The sequence below is a fragment of the Paracoccus maritimus genome, from assembly GCF_025195095.1.
Taxonomy (GTDB): domain Bacteria; phylum Pseudomonadota; class Alphaproteobacteria; order Rhodobacterales; family Rhodobacteraceae; genus Paracoccus; species Paracoccus maritimus.
On record NZ_JANAVZ010000011.1, the window covers coordinates 49,721 to 66,378 of the forward strand.

Below are 16,658 nucleotides of genomic sequence, written 5' to 3' on the forward strand. Positions count from 1 at the left end.
GTAATATTACTCTTCCAGATAGCCTTGCTCTTAAAAGGAGAGGGGACATGATAAATTTAAATGACAAAATTAAAAATTAAGATTGGTCTTTCCAGAAACATTGTGAACCCCTTGTAGCATTCAGTGCTTACTCTTTTATTGGTCGAAAATCCGTGTCCAGCTCTAACCAAAGTCATCAGCCGATTTGTGTAAAAGAGTCTGATCTGATTTGTCGACGCAACTACCCTGCCTGCATAGATGTGATGATCATGCCTTCGCTTCTTCCTCCAGCCATGATTCCAGCTTGTCATAGACCAAGTCGCGCCGGTAATGGGCATCATAGAACGCGCGGGCGGCCAAGCCCATCTTAGCTCGTTCTTCGGGCGACATGGCCATCAGCGACAACACGGCGGATTTCAGCGCCTCGACATTGCCGGGCGCGACGGCGATGCCCCCCCCCGAAGCAGTCACGACGCGGGCGCCCTCTCCTGCCAACGCCGCAAGCACCGGTTTCTGGCAAGCCATGTAGCATTGTACCTTGTAGGGGACGGTCAGATTGAAAATGTCGTTTTCCTTCAGGCTGACCAGAAGCGCATCAGCATGTGCGAAAAAATCGGGCATCGTTTCCTCGGGGTGGCGCCCTAGAAGAAGGAAGCGATCCTCTATCTCCAATTCAGCTACACGAGCCTTAACCCGGTCGAAATCACGCCCACTTCCTAAGATTACCCATCGTAAATCCTTTCGTTCGCGCAGTGCCTCGGCTGCGGCAAGGATAGTATCGAAGTTCTGGCTTTCACCGATATTGCCTGCGAACATTACCGTGAACTGGCTTGGCGCCCAGGGCAGACCGCGATCAGCGGCCCGCTCGGGCGTCAGCGGCCGGAACATGGCTGGCGCCGTGTTTGGAAGAACCCGGATCCGGTCCGCCGGAATCCCGAACCGCGTGATCATCGGTGGAAAGGCGGCGCTCTGGACCAGGACTAGATCGGCGCGGCGCAGAATCCATCCCGAAACCCAGGTCAGCGGCCGGACGATCAATGGATTATTCAGCTTCAGCGTGTAAATGGCGCTTTCTGGCCAAATGTCCTGCACCCAGCAGACCAGGGGGCTGCGATGCCGCCGCGCTAGTACGATCGCCGGAAGGGCCTGGAACACCGGCGAGGTGAGCGAGGTGAAGATTACGTCGGGACGGTTGCGCAGTCGCCAAAGCGCAGTCCAGCTGCCGGTCACCGGGAATGTCAGGTAATTGAACAGAAGCTGCAGCTTGCTTTTGCCGCGAGCCACAGACCGGGCGCGATGCACACGGGCGCCGCGCCAACTCTCCTCGCGGCGCTCGCGGTTGGAATAACCCTCGAAGAAGGTCTCACGCCCGTAATTGGGCACTCCCGTCACCACGCTCACGTCGTGGCCCCGTTGGACCAGATCCTCGACGATGGCGTTGTTGCTGAACTGTTCGGGAAAGAAATACTGCGCCACGAAGGCGATTGACAGCCCGCGCCGACCGGGCGGGGCCTTCGGATCGGTGTCGGCAGCGGGCTGGGTCATGTCAGGTCGTTCTGCCGGATTCCGTCCCAGGCGTTCGACAGCCGGGCGGTGCCGGCGATCAGGCTCAGCACTCGTTCTGAGGTATTAAGGATGGTATAATCCTCGGGCAGGGGGTGGGGAATGCCGGCTTCGACCCGTTCCGCATGAAGCCGGGTCGTCATGGCCACAGCCTCACGAATGGTATCGCGGTTCAGGCCGGTGACGACGATGCAGCCCGCATCCAGGCCCTCAGGACGTTCGATGGCATCGCGGGGGGTGATCGCCGGAAAGCCCAGGATCGAGCTTTCCTCGGCGATGGTGCCGCTGTCCGAAATCACGCAGAAGGCCGATTTCTGCAGCTTGTTGTAATCGATGAAGCCGAAGGGCGTCATGTATTGCACACGCCCGTCGATCTCGGCATCCTCCAGGGCTTCAATACGCTTACGGGTGCGCGGATGGGTCGAGACGATGACCGGCATGTCGTATTCCGCCGCCAAGGCGTTCAGCGTGCCCAGCAACGTACGCAGACGCGCGCTGTTGTCCACGTTCTCTTCGCGGTGCAGCGAAACGACGAAATACCGTCCCTGCTCCAGCGACAGCCGGGCCAGTGCGTCCGAAGCCTCTATTTTCCGGGCGTAATGGGTCAGCACCTCACGCATCGGCGATCCGGTCAGATAGATCCGGCGGTGCTGGATGCCCTCGGACAGCAGATGGCGGCGGGCATGTTCGGTATAGACCAGGTTGAAATCGGCGATATGGTCCACCAGCTTGCGATTGGTTTCCTCGGGCACGTTGCGGTCGAAGGACCGGTTGCCTGCCTCCATGTGATAGACGGGCACCTTCAGGCGGCGGGCAATTATGGCCGAGATGGCCGAGTTGGTGTCACCCAGGATCAGGACCGCATCGGGTTTTTCCGCGCGGATCACCTTTTCACTTTCAATCAGGATCTTGCCCAGTGTTTCACCCAGCGTCCCGCCGCCGGTTCCCAGGAAATGATCCGGCTTGCGCACGTCAAGTTCGTTGAAGAAGATATCGTTCAGGCTGTAATCCCAGTTCTGTCCGGTATGGACGATCCGATGATCGGTATGGGCGTCCAGCCGCGCCATCACGCGGGACAGGCGGATGATTTCGGGACGCGTCCCGAGGATCGTCATGACTTTCAGCTTGCTCACGGGGATTCCTTAAGAACCGGATCAAAGTAGGTGTCGGGCGCGGCCGGGTCGAACAGATCATGGGTCCAGAACAACGTCAGCAGCGGCCGGTTCCCGACATTCTCGATTGAATGGGTGTGCAGGGTCGGCATATCCACCGGCGCCGGTTTCCGTCCGCTGACCCGGTATGTCCAGACCGGACCGCCCAAGACGCGGCGGATGCGGATAATTGCCTCACCCTCAAGAACGAGGAAGCGTTCGATCTTGTGCAGGTGGAAATGATTGCCCCGCGTGATGCCGGGCTGCGTCCAACTTGCAAAGCTCTGCCCGCCGCCGCCACCTTTCACTGTCTCGAATAATGTTCCTCGAACATCGGTGTGGAGACGCAAAGGGCGCGGGAAGGACTGTGGATAAAGCGCGGCTCGATAACTGTTGAACAGATCACGAATAAAGGGCTGAGACAGATCCGGGAGCAAGTTCACTGCGTAGTCGGCATGAAATCGCCGCAGGGTGTCGAACAGCGAGGGCACTTCCGTTGGGCGTGGGGCAGGGACTAGTTCGCCCTGCAGTCCCTGCATTGCAGCGTCGATGGTGACCTGCGCCGCTGTTCCTGCATAAAGAAGCTGAACCCTACCTGCCGGGTCGACATTTGGGGTTTCTTCCCGGATCACCTTGTCGATGAAGGTGGCGGTGACGTTGTTGTAGTTCGGCCGCGCGCACTCTCCGAAAATGTGGGGCAGGATCATGTCGGTGAAGCCGCCGCCGATTCCGGCCAGAATTTCGGCGGCTTGGCGCTTGGCTTGCCCATAGACGGACGTTCCCTGCGCATGGGTCGAATTGGCATAGACCACATGTGGAGTTGCGCCCTGTGCGCGGCAAATATTAGCCAGGCGCCGCGCAATGGCCACATTGCCCTCGATCTCGGTATCCGAGCCTCGGTTGACGCCCGCAAAATGCAAAACGCTCTCTGAGCCCGAGACCGCCTTGCTCAGCACTGCGTCGTCCTGAAAGGCTGCGCGATCCAACTGGACGATCTCAAAGGGCTCGGTCTCGTTCCGGTAGCGGGCCATGCAGTTGGCCGCGTGAAGCCGCGCAGACGCATGCCAGCCGAGCAGGCCCGCCGCGCCGGTCACGACGATCTTTCGCAACCTGTGCGGTCTCTCCGCCGGAACGTTCGCCTCGTTCGCCATCAGCTTACCAACCCGTGCATTGTGCTATCCGCCGATCGCCTTATTCTTCCGGCTCGACCTGCCGGCCCTCCAGGATGCCTTCGACGAATTTCAGCTTGCGCAGCAGCGCCTGCATTCCCTCGACATCCAGTCGGACGGTGTTGTGGGAATTATAGTCAACCGCTTGCGAGATGCGCACCTCGCCTTCTTCGACGAACTTGTCATAGTTTAGATCCCGCAAATCCGGCGGCACCCGGTAATAGTTGCCCATATCCTCGGCAGCGACCATTTCCTCGCGGCTCAGCAGAACCTCGAACAATTTCTCACCGTGGCGCGTACCGATCACGTTGATGGGATGGTCAGGCACCCCCATCAAGCCCGTCAGCGCCCGTGCCAGGACATCGATGGTCGCAGCCGGGGCCTTCTGCACGAAGATTTCACCGGGCTTACCGTGTTCGAAGGCATACAGCACCAGATCCACCGCATCGTCCAGAGTCATCATGAAGCGGGTCATCGACCCATCCGTGATGGTGATGGGTTTCCGGGCCCAGATCTGGTTGGCGAAAAGCGGGATCACGGACCCGCGCGAGGCCATCACGTTGCCATAGCGCGTGGCGCAAATTACTGTGTGGTTGCTGGAGCGTGACTTGGCGACGATCACCTTTTCCATCATCGCCTTGCTGATCCCCATGGCGTTGATAGGATAGACGGCCTTGTCGGTGCTGAGGCAGACGACCCGTTCGACGCCGCAGACGATCGCGGCTTCCAGGGCATTTTCAGTTCCCAGGACATTGGTCTTGACCGCTTCCATCGGGTGGAACTCGCACGAGGGCACCTGTTTCAGCGCCGCGGCGTGATAGACATAATCGGCGCCGCGCATAGCGTTCAGGATTGACTGATAATCGCGCACATCGCCGATATAGAACTTCAGCTTGTCGCTGTTGTAGCGCTTGCGCATGTCGTCCTGCTTCTTCTCGTCTCGGCTGAAGATGCGGATTTCGCGCAGGTCGGAGTCCAGGAAGCGGCGCAGAACGGCATTGCCGAAAGATCCGGTGCCGCCGGTAATGAGAAGGGTCTTGTTAGTAAACATGAACGCTCGTCTGGGTTGTGTTGTTGACTGGCCGTTCGTCTGAGGGCCCGCGAATCTTATTCCAGCCTTTTCGTCATCAGAACAGGAGATGCAAGGCTCTGCCACTCGGAATGATCCATCCGGAGAGGCTTGCGCAGGAAGGCCCATCCTTCTAGAGACTGGCCTTGATACATCTTATTCCGAGGCGTAATAGCCCCCGAAGATCCTGCCCGTCCCGCCCGGAAAACTCTGCAGATCGCCCCCTGGACCAAGGCCTGTTGATGAAGACCGGAAAACGACCCAAGGTGCTGGCCGTAGCCGATTACTACCTGCCTGGCTTTCAGGCCGGAGGCCCGATCCGCACCATTGTCAACATCCGCCAGGCCCTTCTTGACCAGATCGAGTTCGACCTCATCACCCGCGATCGTGATCTGGGCATGACCGGTCCCTATCCGGGCATTGCCGCGGATTGCTGGCTCGGCGATCAGGGCGCACGCCTCTACTACGCCAGTCCGAAGACCTTCGGTCCAAAAAGCATCAGCATGGCGATCGGGCAGGGTGATTACGATATCATCTATCTGAACAGCTTCTTCAGCGTGAAGGGTTCTATCCTGCCGAATGCAGTCCTTCGCAGGAAGGAAAAAGAATCCCATATCCTCATAGCGCCTCGGGGCGAATTCTCGCCGGGCGCCCTTTCGCAGAAGACTGCCAAGAAGAAGGCCTTTCTGACTTTTGCCAAACTATCCGGTCTCTATCGGAACGTACATTGGCATGTCTCATCGGAAGCAGAGAAAGCAGATCTGCTTCGCGTCTTCCCGGTGGAACGAGCACGGGTTCACATTGCCGCCGATCCCGTCGCCATCTCTGTCGATGACCACAAGCATCCATTGAAGACCGCAGGTGTTCTCAGCCTGGTCTTCATTTCACGCGTTTCCCCGATGAAGAACCTTGATGGCTTGATCGCGATCCTGAAGGAGGTTCGCCGAAAGGTCGCACTGGCAATTCATGGACCCGCCGAGAACGAAGCCTACCTGAGACAATGCAAGATGCTGTCCGAAACGCTTCCGTCGAATATCTCGATTACGTGGAAGGGTCCGATCACGCCCGACGAGGTCCGCAGTACCTTTGCGCGACACGATGCCTTTGCCTTTCCCACACTGGGGGAAAACTTCGGTCACGTGATCTTTGAAGCACTCGATTCCGGAACGCCGGTCCTGATCAGTGACACGACCATGTGGAAAGAGGACGGAACGCCTGCACTGCGGGTTCTGCCCCTGCATGACAAAGCGAAATGGGTCAGGGCCATCGAGGAAGCAGCCGACCGCGACGAGACCGGCCAGAGAAATGCCAGAGCGGCGGCTTTGGGCTACGCCAAGGACTATGCTAGCAAAGATCGCGGCAGGAAGGATACCTTGGCGATGTTCCGCAGGATCGCAGCCGATCGGGTCAGCGCGACTTCAGGGTCGTAGCAAATCTGCGCCGCTGTGAAAGAGCCGCAGATCACGCTGTTGAAGAACGTGTCCGAAGCTCAGCGGCGCCGGTATTCCGCATTGAACAATCGCGCTCTTGCGAGCAGAGGGTGAACCTCACGGGACCGCGCCGGATAGCGCATCCGTATGGGAGAACAGGGCTTGTCGGGACAATACGGACGCCTTCTGAACATCGCCTTGCGAATGACGACCCTGATCGTCCGCTTCCTGCTGATGTTCTTCCTGGCGCGGTTCCTGGAACCTGAGGCGGTCGGCTATTATGGCCTGTTCACCGCTTCGATCGGCTTCATCCTCTATTTTGTAGGCCTCGACTTCTACATCTATACGACACGCGAACTGCTGCAATTGCCCCAGCACGAACGCGCCAAGCCGCTGAAGGCGCAGATCCTGATGTCGTTGTGCCTCTATGCAGCCGTGCTGCCGATCACCTTCGCGCTGCTCGTGCATCTCGACTGGCCGCGTTCCCTGATCTGGTGGTTCCTGGCGATTGCCGTGCTCGAACATGTGAATCAGGAGGTGTTCCGGCTGCTGATCGCCCTATCAAAGCAGATTCAGGCGGGGATCCTACTGTTCGCGCGCCAAGGGGTCTGGGCGCTGGCGGTGATCGCTCTAATGGCGGCGCGCCCCGAGACCCGCGGGCTAAATACGGTCATGGGGCTGTGGGCCGGATCGGGAATTGCGACAGTCTTGCTGGGGCTGTGGTATATTCGTCGGCAGTCCTTCGGAAGCTGGCGCCATCCGGTCGACTGGGCCTGGGTGCGCAGGGGCATCAAGATCAGCACTGCCTTTTTGATCGCCACCCTTGCTCTGCGGGCGATGCAGACCTCGGACCGCTACCTCGTGGAAGCCTTCACGGGGCTGGAAGGCGTGGCAGGCTATGTGCTGTTCCTGGGCGTTGCCAGCGCGCTGATGACCTTCCTGGACGCGGGCGTTTTCGCCTTCGCCTATCCCGAACTGATCTCGCTGCATCACCAAAAGGATCATGCGGCCGCTCGCCGGCGCGTCCAGCGAATGCTGTGGCAGACGCTTAGCTGCTGCGGGTTGTTCGCCGTGGCCAGCTGGTTGGTGCTGCCTTGGCTTCTGACTTGGATCGGCAATCCGATTTATGGCCGGATGATCGACCTTTATCCTTGGCTGCTGCTGGCCACGATCCTAAACGCGATCGGCTTGGTGCCGCATTACGCCCTTTATGCCAAGGGTAGTGACCGCCCCATCATCCACAGCCATCTGGCCGCTTTGCCGACCTTCCTGCTGATGGCTTGGCTTCTGGAAAAAATCTTGCCGAACTTGGCAGTGCCGGTTGCTTTGGCTATGTCTTTCGCGTTGATCCTCGTCTGGAAGACCGTTGCTTATCTGCGGCAAGGTTTCGGTGATTCCACGAACCCGCCAATATGGCAATGAACCTACAAAGACAGGGTGCTTCCCGCATGATCCGCTACGGCCAGCAAGACATCACTCAGCAAGACATCGACGCTGTCACCGAGGTGCTGAGATCGGTCAACCTCACGCAGGGACCGTCGATCTCCCGGTTCGAGCAGGCGGTAATGGACCACACAGGGGCTGCCCATGCAGTCGCGGTGAACAGCGCGACCTCGGCGCTGCATATCGCCTGCGTGGCGCTGGATCTGGGGCCTGGGGATTGGCTATGGACCACGCCTAATACCTTCGTCGCCTCAGCCAATTGCGGACTTTATTGTGGCGCGCGGGTGGATTTCGTCGACATTGACCCTCGGACCTACAACCTCTGTCCGGCTACCCTTGAGCAAAAGTTGATCGCCGCCGAAAAGACCGGCCAGCTGCCCAAGGTCGTAGTACCCGTGCATCTGAGCGGCCAGCCCTGCGACATGGCGGCCATCCATGCGCTGGGACAGAAATACGGTTTCCGCATCATTGAGGACGCCTCGCACGCCATTGGGGGGAGCTATAAAGGCGAGCCGATCGGCAATTGCCGTTACAGCGACATCACAGTGTTTAGCTTCCATCCGGTCAAGATCATCACCACGGCCGAAGGCGGAATGGCCATGACAAACTGCCCCGATTTGGCCACCCGGCTTAGCCTATTGCGCAGCCACGGCATTACCCGCGACGCCGCGCTGATGACCCAGCCAATGGATGGACCGTGGTACTACCAGCAGGTGGCACTTGGCTTCAATTACCGGATGACCGATCTTCAGGCTGCCTTGGGGATCACGCAGATGACCCGGCTGACGCATTATGTCGAACGCCGTCACCAGATCGCGGACCGCTATGCCCATCTGTTAGCCGACCTGCCGGTGATCTTGCCGTGGCAAGCGCCCGACAGCTATTCGGCCTGGCATCTTTACGTGATCCGCTTGAAGCTTGACCGGATCGGTGTGTCTCATCGCAAGGTGTTCGAAGATTTCCGCGCCCACGACATCATGGTTAACCTACATTACATCCCCGTGCATACCCAGCCTTATTATCAGCAAATGGGCTTCCGTCAGGGCGACTATCCCCAAGCCGAGCAATATTACCGCGAGGCGATCAGCATTCCGATGCACCCTCTAGTGACGGAGGCCGAGCAGGACTTTGTCGTCCAAGTCCTGCGCGAGGCCGTTGCCTCATGAGGCTGGGAGTCATCCCCGCGCGGGGCGGCAGCAAGCGCATTCCGCGCAAGAACGTGAAGATGTTCTGCGGCCAACCGATAATCGGCTGGTCGATCAGGACGGCGCTTGAATCTGGCTGCTTCGATCGGGTGATTGTCAGCACCGATGATGATGAAATCGCCGCCGTCGCACGGGATGCTGGCGCAGAGATCCCCTTTCGCCGCCCTAGTGATCTTTCGGACGATCATACTGGCACCATCCCCGTCATCGCCCACGCCGTAGCTTGGCAAGCCGCCAACGGTCCCGCTCCGTCCGAGGTCTGCTGTCTTTATGCAACGGCCCCCTTTGTCCGCGCGGGCGACCTGCAACGCGGCCTGTCGATTTTGCAGGATAGCGGGGCCGATTACGCCTTTTCCATCACCAGTTATGCCTATCCTATCCAGCGCGCGTTGCGCCTGACTGCAGATGATCGCGTCGAGATGTTCCAGCCCGAACATTTTACCACCCGGTCTCAGGATCTGGACGAGGCTTGGCACGATGCGGGCCAGTTCTACTGGGGCACCGCCGCCGCCTGGTTGGCGCAAAAACCTCTGTTTGGTTGCGACAGTGCCGCTGTCATCCTGCCGCGCCACCGGGTCCAAGACATTGACACGCCCGACGACTGGCTGCGGGCCGAACTGATGTTCCGCATCCTGCGCGAAATGCCGGCAACGGCGTGACCATGGCGGGCGGAAAAGCACCTCGCATTGCCTTTCGGGTCGATGCCTCTCTGTCAATCGGAACCGGGCATGTAATGCGCTGCCTGACGCTGGCCGACAGGCTGCGCGATCAGGGAGCCGTCTGCCGCTTTCTCTGTCGTTCGCACAAGGGCGATCTGACCTCATTGGTCGAGGAACGCGGTTATGCTGTCGCTAGGCTTACCTGCCGGGATACTGCCGCGAAATCCGCCATCCCGGCTGAAAGGGCGTCCGGCCCCGCCCATGCGCATTGGCTGGGCGTAGATTGGGCCGAGGACTGCGCCGATACTGTCGCCGCGCTGGGAACCGGGGAGACGGACTGGCTGGTCGTCGATCACTATGCCCTAAACCGGAGTTGGGAAAGAGCGTTGCGCCCTCGGGTGCGCCGACTGATGGTGATCGACGACCTTGCCGATCGCAGCCATGACTGCGATCTGCTGCTGGACCAGACGTTAGGCCGGATTCCTACCGATTATGCGGCGCATGTGGGAAGCGAGACCCAACTGTTGCTAGGCGCAAGATTTGCGTTGCTGCGGCCCGAATTCAGGAAGCTGCGTCAAGAAAGCCTGGCGCGGCGGGTCAGGCCCGAATTCAACCGGATTTTGGTGACGATGGGCGGCATGGATCAGGACAACGTGACTGGTGCCGTCTTGGACATGCTGGACCGCGCCCCTCTGCCTGAAGACCTGCAGATCGTGGTGGTCATGGGGCGGAACGCGCCCTGGTTGGCAGAGGTCCGTCGGCGCGCAGCTTGCATGGGGCGCCTGACCAGGGTGTTGAGTGGCGTGGACGACATGGCCCGGCTGATGGCCGACAGCGACCTAGCCATCGGTGCGGCCGGCGGCACGGCTTGGGAACGTTGCTGCATGGGATTGCCCAGCTTCTGCCTGGTCTTGGCCGCCAACCAGAGCGTTATTGCAACGATTTTGGATGCTGCAGGCGCCGCCGTGACGGTATGCGATCCCAATGACATTGCGGCAGTTCTGGCGCGGTATGATAGCCAAGCCGGCATGACCGCATTCTTGGCTGGCTTGGCTAAAGCATCGGCCAGTATAACCGATGGCGAGGGTGCCCTGCATGTGGCGCGAAAGATGATGACCTGGCATGATTAACAGCTGCAGCCTCCGCCCTCTGACCGAGAATGACCTGGCCATGGTCCTGTCCTGGCGCAACGAACCCGCAGTCCGCGCGGTCATGTTCAACCGGCATGAAATCGGAATGGATGAACATCGTGACTGGTTCGCCACAGCCAGCCGAGACGAAACCCGCCGCCTGTTGCTGGTCGAGGAGGCCGGGGTACCGATCGGCTACGTCCAGTTCGCCAATGTTCGACCCGGCGGGGTATCCGACTGGGGCTTCTACGCGACTCCAAGCGCGCGAAAGGGCACGGGGCGCAGACTGGGCGCCGCCGCGCTGAACCATGCGTTCGGTGCCTTGGGTTTGCACAAGGTCTGTGGTCAGGCGCTTGCCTCGAATACGGCTTCGATCCGAATGCATTGCGCGCTAGGGTTTTGTCAGGAAGGCATTCTGCGGCAGCACCATCCGATCGACGATCGCCACGAGGATGTCATTTGCTTCGGACTTTTGTCCCATGAATGGGACTGAACCAATCGGGAACTGGATGTGACCACCATCAAAATTGCAGATCGCTTCATCGGGCCTGATTACCCGCCCTATGTCATCGCCGAACTGTCGGCCAACCATAACGGCCAGCTGGAGACCGCGCTGCGCATCATCGACGCAGCGAAAGCGGCCGGGGCAGATGCCGTCAAGCTGCAGACCTACCGGCCCGACACCATCACGCTGGACAGCGATGCAGAAGAATTCCGCATCAAGGGCGGACTTTGGGATGGGCGCACACTCTACGAGCTTTACGCCGAGGCGCATATGCCCTGGGAGTGGCATAAGCCCCTGTTCAACCATGCGCACAGAGTCGGCATCACGATTTTCTCGTCCCCTTTCGACTGCACGGCGGTTGACCTACTTGAGGATTTGGGCGCCCCGGCCTACAAAATCGCCTCGTTCGAAGCCGTGGATTTGGCGCTGATCCGCTATGCTGCCTCGACCGGCAAGCCGATGATCATCTCGACCGGCATGGCTGATGCCGAGGAGGTCGCCGAAGCCATCGCGGCGGCGCGGGACGGGGGCTGCAACCAGCTTGCGATCCTGCATTGCGTCAGCGGCTATCCGGCCCCGGCAGCGGATTACAACCTGCGCACCATTCCTGACATGATCCAGCGGTTCGGCCTGGTCACGGGCCTGTCGGACCACACGCTGGATAACACCACCGCCATTGCCAGCATCGCTCTAGGGGCGTCGATCATCGAAAAGCACTTCACCCTGGACCGCAGCGGCGGCGGGCCCGATGACAGCTTCTCGCTGGAACCGGCGGAAATGGCCGCCCTCTGCGCCGGCGCCAGGACGGCCTGGCAGGCACTTGGACAGGTAGATTACGGCCGCAAATCCAGCGAGCAGGGCAATGCCCAGTTCCGCCGGTCCCTGTATTTCCTGCGTGACCTGAAGGCGGGCGAGACGGTCGACGCCAACGCCGTCCGCAGCGTCCGCCCCGGCTTTGGCCTTGCGCCCCGGCACCTGGACCGGGTCATCGGCGCGACGCTGACCCGCGATGTGGCCGCAATGACCCCGGTCAAGGCCGCGGATCTGGATGGGTTCGAGACATGAAGCGGCACACTGAATTATAGCATTTCTGTTGGCGGATATTTCCGAAAGACAATTTCGCCCACTAATATCATCAGGAATAAAAATGAAAATCCCTGAAATTTCCTTTGAGGGAAGAAGCGCCTTTATTGTCACGAAACCGCTTCAGTTGATGATCGCAGGCAGCATCATCGATCAGCTGGGGATAAAAGATAATGTCGACATCTTGTTGACAGATGATTTTTCAGGGTCTCGCGCGGCGTTCGAAAGATACAAGGCAACGAACAATGCGGCACCATGGGGCGAGATGAAATTCTTTGACTGCAAGAGTGCAGCATTTCGCCACATCCAGAAACAGAAAAATTATAAGCAGATCCTGGTTGATTCCGATGTTGGAGCGCGAAATGCACTGCAACTTGCAAGACTACTCATATCCTACAAAAAAGTTAGAATATTTGCTTACGAAGAGGGAATAGGAACATATCGATCCGACCTTTATGCATCAACAAAGAAATTTATTCTTGACAGGTTTGGTGTCGGCACATGCTTTGGTGGATCAGCCATGACTTCTGGAATATTTGTACATGAACCAGAAAGATACAAGGAGGCTACAAAATCCAAGGCAAGGATGGTTTGTGGAATAAGAAAAAGTCTTGGCGAATTCATTCTTCATAACATGGAATTTCTTAGCTATCTATTTGGCTTCAGCGGGATTCCACATTCAGGAAACAATGATTATTGTCTGCTTTATCTTACAAATTACTCTTTCGATCAAAAAATTATTTCACAATTCCGGAATAATGGCAAAGATTTCTTTGTAAAGCCGCATCCGCACATCAAGAACATAAACCCGACAGCCCTTGGCGTTGATGCTGACGCACTACTGCCAGCAGTAACTCCCGCAGAGATAATAATAAAATTTCTGCGGGACAGATATGAGAAAGTCACCGTATATCATCACGGCAGCAGCGCCGCATATTACATGTCTGACTCTGACGTGAAATTTATTCTTCTTTAGCTGGTCATATTGCAGTCCCTTTCCGAAAACGGCCTCAGGGTCAAGCGATGCTGCTGTCCTCGCGACGACGATGGGCCTTGGCAATCGCGACAACCATGGCCAGAATCGTTCCCAAAAAGGTGACCGCAAGGATGATGATGGATCGGCCACGGCCAACCGGCCGGTCGTCTGCAAGGGGTTCGTCAAGGATGCGAACCGTTCCATAGGCGCTTGCGCGCTGCACACGCTGTTCCTGGACCACCTTCATCAGGCCGATGTAAATCTCTTGGGCGATCTCGATGTCGCGTTGAAGATTCAGCATCTGCTGCTGCGTATTTGGAATTTCTCCTAGGGACTTCATGATCTCGTCGCGGATTTCTTCCAGACGCTCTTGTTCGGCGGGCCGCTGATCTTGGCGCAGCAGCGCCTCGTTCTCGGCCAGAAGCTTGAGGAGATATTCCGTCTGGATCTGCACGTCGATCATACGGCTTTCCTCTTGAAACTCCTTCAGCGCCTCTTCGGCCTCATCGATGGCTTTCATCGCGACAGGCAATTCGCCTTCGACATGGTCCAACCGCTTCTGCGCCTTTTCCACGACATAATCGTTATTGAAGGCGGAGTAGACATCCAAGGCAGCGGCCAGGATCTTCTGCGACCGCTCGGCATCGAAATCCGTCATCGATAGGGTGACAAGGTCGGTCCGCCTGACCTGAAAAACTTCAAGGTTCTTCTGCAGCCAGGCCAGGGTCGAGAAAAACCGATCCTTCCTGAGGGTGAAATCCTGCCCCACTGGTCCGGAAAGGCTGGCAACGGTTAAAGTAAGGCCGGATTTGGGGTGGGTCAGCGGCTCACCAACCCGACCCTCCAATGCGGTCTCGTCAGGCAAGCGAAAGTTGAAACTGTCCTCGCCCTCATATGTCAGGAAGAACTCTTTTCCTTGCCAGTTTTCCGGAACGTCTAACAGATCCACCTTGATTACCGCGCTCGGCGCAGTGTCGTCATGGAAATACTTTCCGAAGACGGGAAGCCTCTGGTAAAAGGGAGGCGCGTCGGGTTGGGCATAGATACGCAGATTCAGGTCATCAATAAGCTGACCCAGGATCTTTCTTGATTTCAGCGCGAAGATCTCTGTTTCTATTTCGGATTCGCCGCCGCCGAGTATCGCCAGACCGCTCACGCCTGACGATACTGGCGAAACCTTCTCGACGCGGATTTGAGCATAGCTTCTGTATCTGTCGGAGAGGGAAAATGCGACGGCTATTCCCATGGCCATCGAAAGTGCCGCTACAAGGGCGATCGGCCAACGCCGGCGCCAGATTGCCGTGGTGATATTCGTGGCGTAAAAAACATCGTCTTGAAGGTCGGTCTTCTGCGTCGGCATGTTTATGTCTCGGGTTGAACGGGCGGGCGGCATTGAAAAGGAGCGCGGGAGGCGCACGGTCATGCGACAGCCCGCCTGTTTCCATCCGGCACCAAGGCTGGTGCCGTCTTTCTGCGCGGGAATATCACGGCATAGACGATCGTCAGGAACACCGCAGCAATCAGCCCCCGTAAGGGCGCGAAGGTTGCCACATACCAAGTCACCACGATCGCGAAATGTATCTTGAACGACAGGAAACCCAACAGAAGATTTCCTGAACCCAGGGTGATGACGGTCTTTCTTTGAACAAATCCAAGTGTGAAGGATATCAGCAGATGCAGAAACAGCGTCAGCAGGCTTCCCATCGTCATGATAGACAGCGCCGGCATGAAACCGGAAAGTGTGCTTCCCCCTTCTTGATAAAAATAAAACAAACCGGTCGGCAGATAGGTGAAGCTTATAAAGTCCCGACCACTTTGGAATGGCCCGCATCCTAGATAGCAGGCAGAATTTTGGGGTAGAACAGCAATAACGTCCGTATTGTCAAATATGCTCCACAGCAACTGCGCCTGCAAGGCCGCCCGGACAAGCACAAAATCAGCATTGGATCCTTTCATCATATAGGTGAAAGCTATATATGTTAAAAGAACCGCAATGATAGACATGCCAGAAATTACGCTGCGCCATGTTAAGCGAACATTATCAAAGAAAGCCGGCATAATGAACAACCAAGCATTCAAGAAGTTAATGAATAAACTGAACTTCTCTCCCAAGACAAAAATTCCCGCAAGCACATAGGATACAAGGATCAGAATGGGAAGCCCCGCCGATTTCTCTGATCTCTTGATCCACAGGAAATAGAATGCCGCGAAAAAGAAGCTTTGCGTGACCAGGCTGGGCAGGATTTTGGTTCCCGCCGGGGCCAGCGTTTTCCAGAAGGTGACACGATCGACCCCCTGAAGGATCGGCCCGCCCGTCCGCAGGAACACATACAGCGCCATCAGCAGGACCACACCGGTAAAAGCCCAGATCAGGGCCTTGTTCAGGCCGTCCGAAGGCCGCATCATGCCATTTGTGAACCGCAGCCGGCCCGCTAAGTTGTAACCTGCGCGGGTCGCCTCCATTCCGGCGACCAAGTATCCAAGCAGCACCCAGAAAAAGCCGTTCGCTGTTCCGAAACGGCCGACCTCGATCATGAAGGTCCCAAATGAAATGATTGCCGCGCTGAGCATCATGCCCAGCATGTAATAAATCTGGAAGAAGCTGGTCATCACGACAGCCTGGCTGTCGCGGAGAAACACCCAGAGATAGGCCAGCGTCACAAGGATCGCGCCGACATGCGTCAGGGTTGGACGATCATTGTATCCATATCTTTCCAGGAAATACATTCCGACGGAAAGCAGCAGCAGGATGATGGAAAACATCGCGCGTGCCAAAGAAGCCGATCCTTTCAAGGCGGGTTGGTTCTCATCTACTCTCGGCTCTCATCCTGTCTTTATCAAAAAGACGGATGGAGCATAATCAGCCAAGAGTTTGTCATGCTGCTTGCAAATTGCTCAGCCGCGCCTGTTCAGTTCCCTGCATCCGCAGCTTGTGCCTCCTATCACAGCCGCAGGGTCGGTTGCTAGCACAAGTCCGCCATCGAGCACGATAATTTTATTCCACACGCATCGGAATTGTGCTCAGAACGGCGTTAATGATGGGCGTTGATGATGTGACCGCCCCCCGAAGGCATCTGAACCGCCCCGGGTTTGCCGGAGGCTCCAACTCCTGAGTAAGGTGGAGCATCATGAGCAAGACTACGAACAAGTTTTCCCCGGAAGTCCGCGAGCGCGCCGTGCGGATGGTTCTCGACAACGAGGGGCAGCACGGATCTCGCTGGCAGGCGATCACGTCGATCGCAGCAAAGATCGGCTGCTCGGCGAACACGCTGAACGACTGGGTCAAGAAGGCTGAG

General features: G+C 57.7%; 15 protein-coding genes. 9 read left to right on the top strand and 6 right to left on the bottom strand.

Annotation, left to right across the window (positions count from 1 at the left end; all coding sequences use genetic code 11):
• Positions 1–246 precede the first annotated feature (246 nt).
• Genes MU516_RS16360 through MU516_RS16375 form a run of 4 tightly spaced genes read right to left on the bottom strand, consistent with a single transcriptional unit; the run spans position 247 to position 4,913 of the window.
• Positions 247–1,524, bottom strand: a complete 1,278-nt coding sequence (locus MU516_RS16360) for a glycosyltransferase family 4 protein (protein ID WP_260278341.1) — start codon at positions 1,522–1,524, stop codon at positions 247–249.
• A complete protein-coding gene (gene wecB / locus MU516_RS16365) occupies positions 1,521–2,675 on the bottom strand; it encodes a non-hydrolyzing UDP-N-acetylglucosamine 2-epimerase (protein ID WP_260278342.1) in 1,155 nt (384 codons plus the stop codon). The genes MU516_RS16360 and wecB overlap by 4 nt, the downstream gene beginning before the upstream one ends.
• Positions 2,672–3,844 carry a polysaccharide biosynthesis C-terminal domain-containing protein gene (locus MU516_RS16370; RefSeq protein WP_260278343.1) on the bottom strand — a complete coding sequence of 391 codons (1,173 nt, stop codon included), beginning with the start codon at positions 3,842–3,844 and terminating at the stop codon, positions 2,672–2,674. Before MU516_RS16370 ends, wecB begins: the two co-directional genes overlap by 4 nt.
• 40 nt (positions 3,845–3,884) lie before the next feature.
• Positions 3,885–4,913: a polysaccharide biosynthesis protein gene (locus MU516_RS16375; RefSeq protein ID WP_260278344.1), complete on the bottom strand. Its 1,029-nt coding sequence runs from the start codon at positions 4,911–4,913 to the stop codon at positions 3,885–3,887.
• Positions 4,914–5,329: 416 nt separating this feature from the next.
• Here MU516_RS16375 and MU516_RS16380 point away from each other — a divergent pair, with 416 nt between their 5' ends.
• The 8 genes from MU516_RS16380 to MU516_RS16415 all read left to right on the top strand — a co-directional run bounded on the left by MU516_RS16380 (position 5,330) and on the right by MU516_RS16415 (position 13,362).
• Complete coding sequence (locus MU516_RS16380) at positions 5,330–6,361, top strand: glycosyltransferase family 4 protein (RefSeq protein ID WP_260278345.1); 1,032 nt, start codon at positions 5,330–5,332, stop codon at positions 6,359–6,361.
• 204 nt (positions 6,362–6,565) lie between these two features.
• Positions 6,566–7,783, top strand: coding sequence for a lipopolysaccharide biosynthesis protein (locus tag MU516_RS16385; RefSeq protein WP_345780857.1), 1,218 nt, complete (start codon positions 6,566–6,568; stop codon positions 7,781–7,783).
• Positions 7,784–7,809: 26 nt separating this feature from the next.
• Positions 7,810–8,970, top strand: a complete 1,161-nt coding sequence (gene pseC / locus MU516_RS16390; protein WP_260278347.1) for a UDP-4-amino-4,6-dideoxy-N-acetyl-beta-L-altrosamine transaminase — start codon at positions 7,810–7,812, stop codon at positions 8,968–8,970.
• Positions 8,967–9,668, top strand: coding sequence for a pseudaminic acid cytidylyltransferase (pseF, locus tag MU516_RS16395; protein WP_260278348.1), 702 nt, complete (start codon positions 8,967–8,969; stop codon positions 9,666–9,668). The genes pseC and pseF overlap by 4 nt, the downstream gene beginning before the upstream one ends.
• Positions 9,669–9,670: 2 nt before the next feature.
• Positions 9,671–10,798: a UDP-2,4-diacetamido-2,4,6-trideoxy-beta-L-altropyranose hydrolase gene (gene pseG / locus MU516_RS16400; protein ID WP_260278349.1), complete on the top strand. Its 1,128-nt coding sequence runs from the start codon at positions 9,671–9,673 to the stop codon at positions 10,796–10,798.
• Complete coding sequence (gene pseH / locus MU516_RS16405) at positions 10,791–11,291, top strand: UDP-4-amino-4,6-dideoxy-N-acetyl-beta-L-altrosamine N-acetyltransferase (protein WP_260278350.1); 501 nt, start codon at positions 10,791–10,793, stop codon at positions 11,289–11,291. Before pseG ends, pseH begins: the two co-directional genes overlap by 8 nt.
• A gap of 18 nt (positions 11,292–11,309) precedes the next feature.
• Complete coding sequence (pseI, locus tag MU516_RS16410; protein ID WP_260278351.1) at positions 11,310–12,368, top strand: pseudaminic acid synthase; 1,059 nt, start codon at positions 11,310–11,312, stop codon at positions 12,366–12,368.
• Between the two features lie 82 nt (positions 12,369–12,450).
• Entirely contained in the window at positions 12,451–13,362 is a 912-nt protein-coding gene (locus tag MU516_RS16415; protein WP_260278352.1) for a hypothetical protein, read from the top strand.
• A gap of 40 nt (positions 13,363–13,402) precedes the next feature.
• Here MU516_RS16415 and MU516_RS16420 read toward each other — a convergent pair whose 3' ends face one another.
• Both MU516_RS16420 and MU516_RS16425 read right to left on the bottom strand, forming a co-directional pair.
• Positions 13,403–14,722, bottom strand: coding sequence for a GNVR domain-containing protein (locus MU516_RS16420; RefSeq protein ID WP_260278353.1), 1,320 nt, complete (start codon positions 14,720–14,722; stop codon positions 13,403–13,405).
• Positions 14,723–14,781: 59 nt separating this feature from the next.
• The gene (locus MU516_RS16425; RefSeq protein ID WP_260278354.1) at positions 14,782–16,137 is read right to left on the bottom strand and encodes a hypothetical protein; all 1,356 of its coding nucleotides are present in this window, start codon (positions 16,135–16,137) and stop codon (positions 14,782–14,784) included.
• Between the two features lie 353 nt (positions 16,138–16,490).
• Here MU516_RS16425 and MU516_RS16430 point away from each other — a divergent pair.
• On the top strand, positions 16,491–16,658 hold a 168-nt coding region (locus tag MU516_RS16430; RefSeq protein WP_260278356.1), incomplete at its 3' end, for a transposase.

What these genes read in the sequence shown, in the direction of transcription:
- MU516_RS16415 (WP_260278352.1), top strand. Translation starts at nt 12,451, where the DNA reads ATGAAAATCCCTGAAATTTCCTTTGAGGGAAGAAGCGCCTTTATTGTC.
- pseF (WP_260278348.1), top strand. Translation starts at nt 8,967, where the DNA reads ATGAGGCTGGGAGTCATCCCCGCGCGGGGCGGCAGCAAGCGCATTCCG.
- pseH (WP_260278350.1), top strand. Translation starts at nt 10,791, where the DNA reads ATGATTAACAGCTGCAGCCTCCGCCCTCTGACCGAGAATGACCTGGCC.
- MU516_RS16375 (WP_260278344.1), bottom strand. Translation starts at nt 4,913, where the DNA reads ATGTTTACTAACAAGACCCTTCTCATTACCGGCGGCACCGGATCTTTC.
- MU516_RS16420 (WP_260278353.1), bottom strand. Translation starts at nt 14,722, where the DNA reads ATGCCGACGCAGAAGACCGACCTTCAAGACGATGTTTTTTACGCCACG.
- MU516_RS16360 (WP_260278341.1), bottom strand. Translation starts at nt 1,524, where the DNA reads ATGACCCAGCCCGCTGCCGACACCGATCCGAAGGCCCCGCCCGGTCGG.
- MU516_RS16380 (WP_260278345.1), top strand. Translation starts at nt 5,330, where the DNA reads ATGACCGGTCCCTATCCGGGCATTGCCGCGGATTGCTGGCTCGGCGAT.
- pseG (WP_260278349.1), top strand. Translation starts at nt 9,671, where the DNA reads ATGGCGGGCGGAAAAGCACCTCGCATTGCCTTTCGGGTCGATGCCTCT.
- MU516_RS16370 (WP_260278343.1), bottom strand. Translation starts at nt 3,844, where the DNA reads ATGGCGAACGAGGCGAACGTTCCGGCGGAGAGACCGCACAGGTTGCGA.
- pseC (WP_260278347.1), top strand. Translation starts at nt 7,810, where the DNA reads ATGATCCGCTACGGCCAGCAAGACATCACTCAGCAAGACATCGACGCT.
- MU516_RS16385 (WP_345780857.1), top strand. Translation starts at nt 6,566, where the DNA reads ATGACGACCCTGATCGTCCGCTTCCTGCTGATGTTCTTCCTGGCGCGG.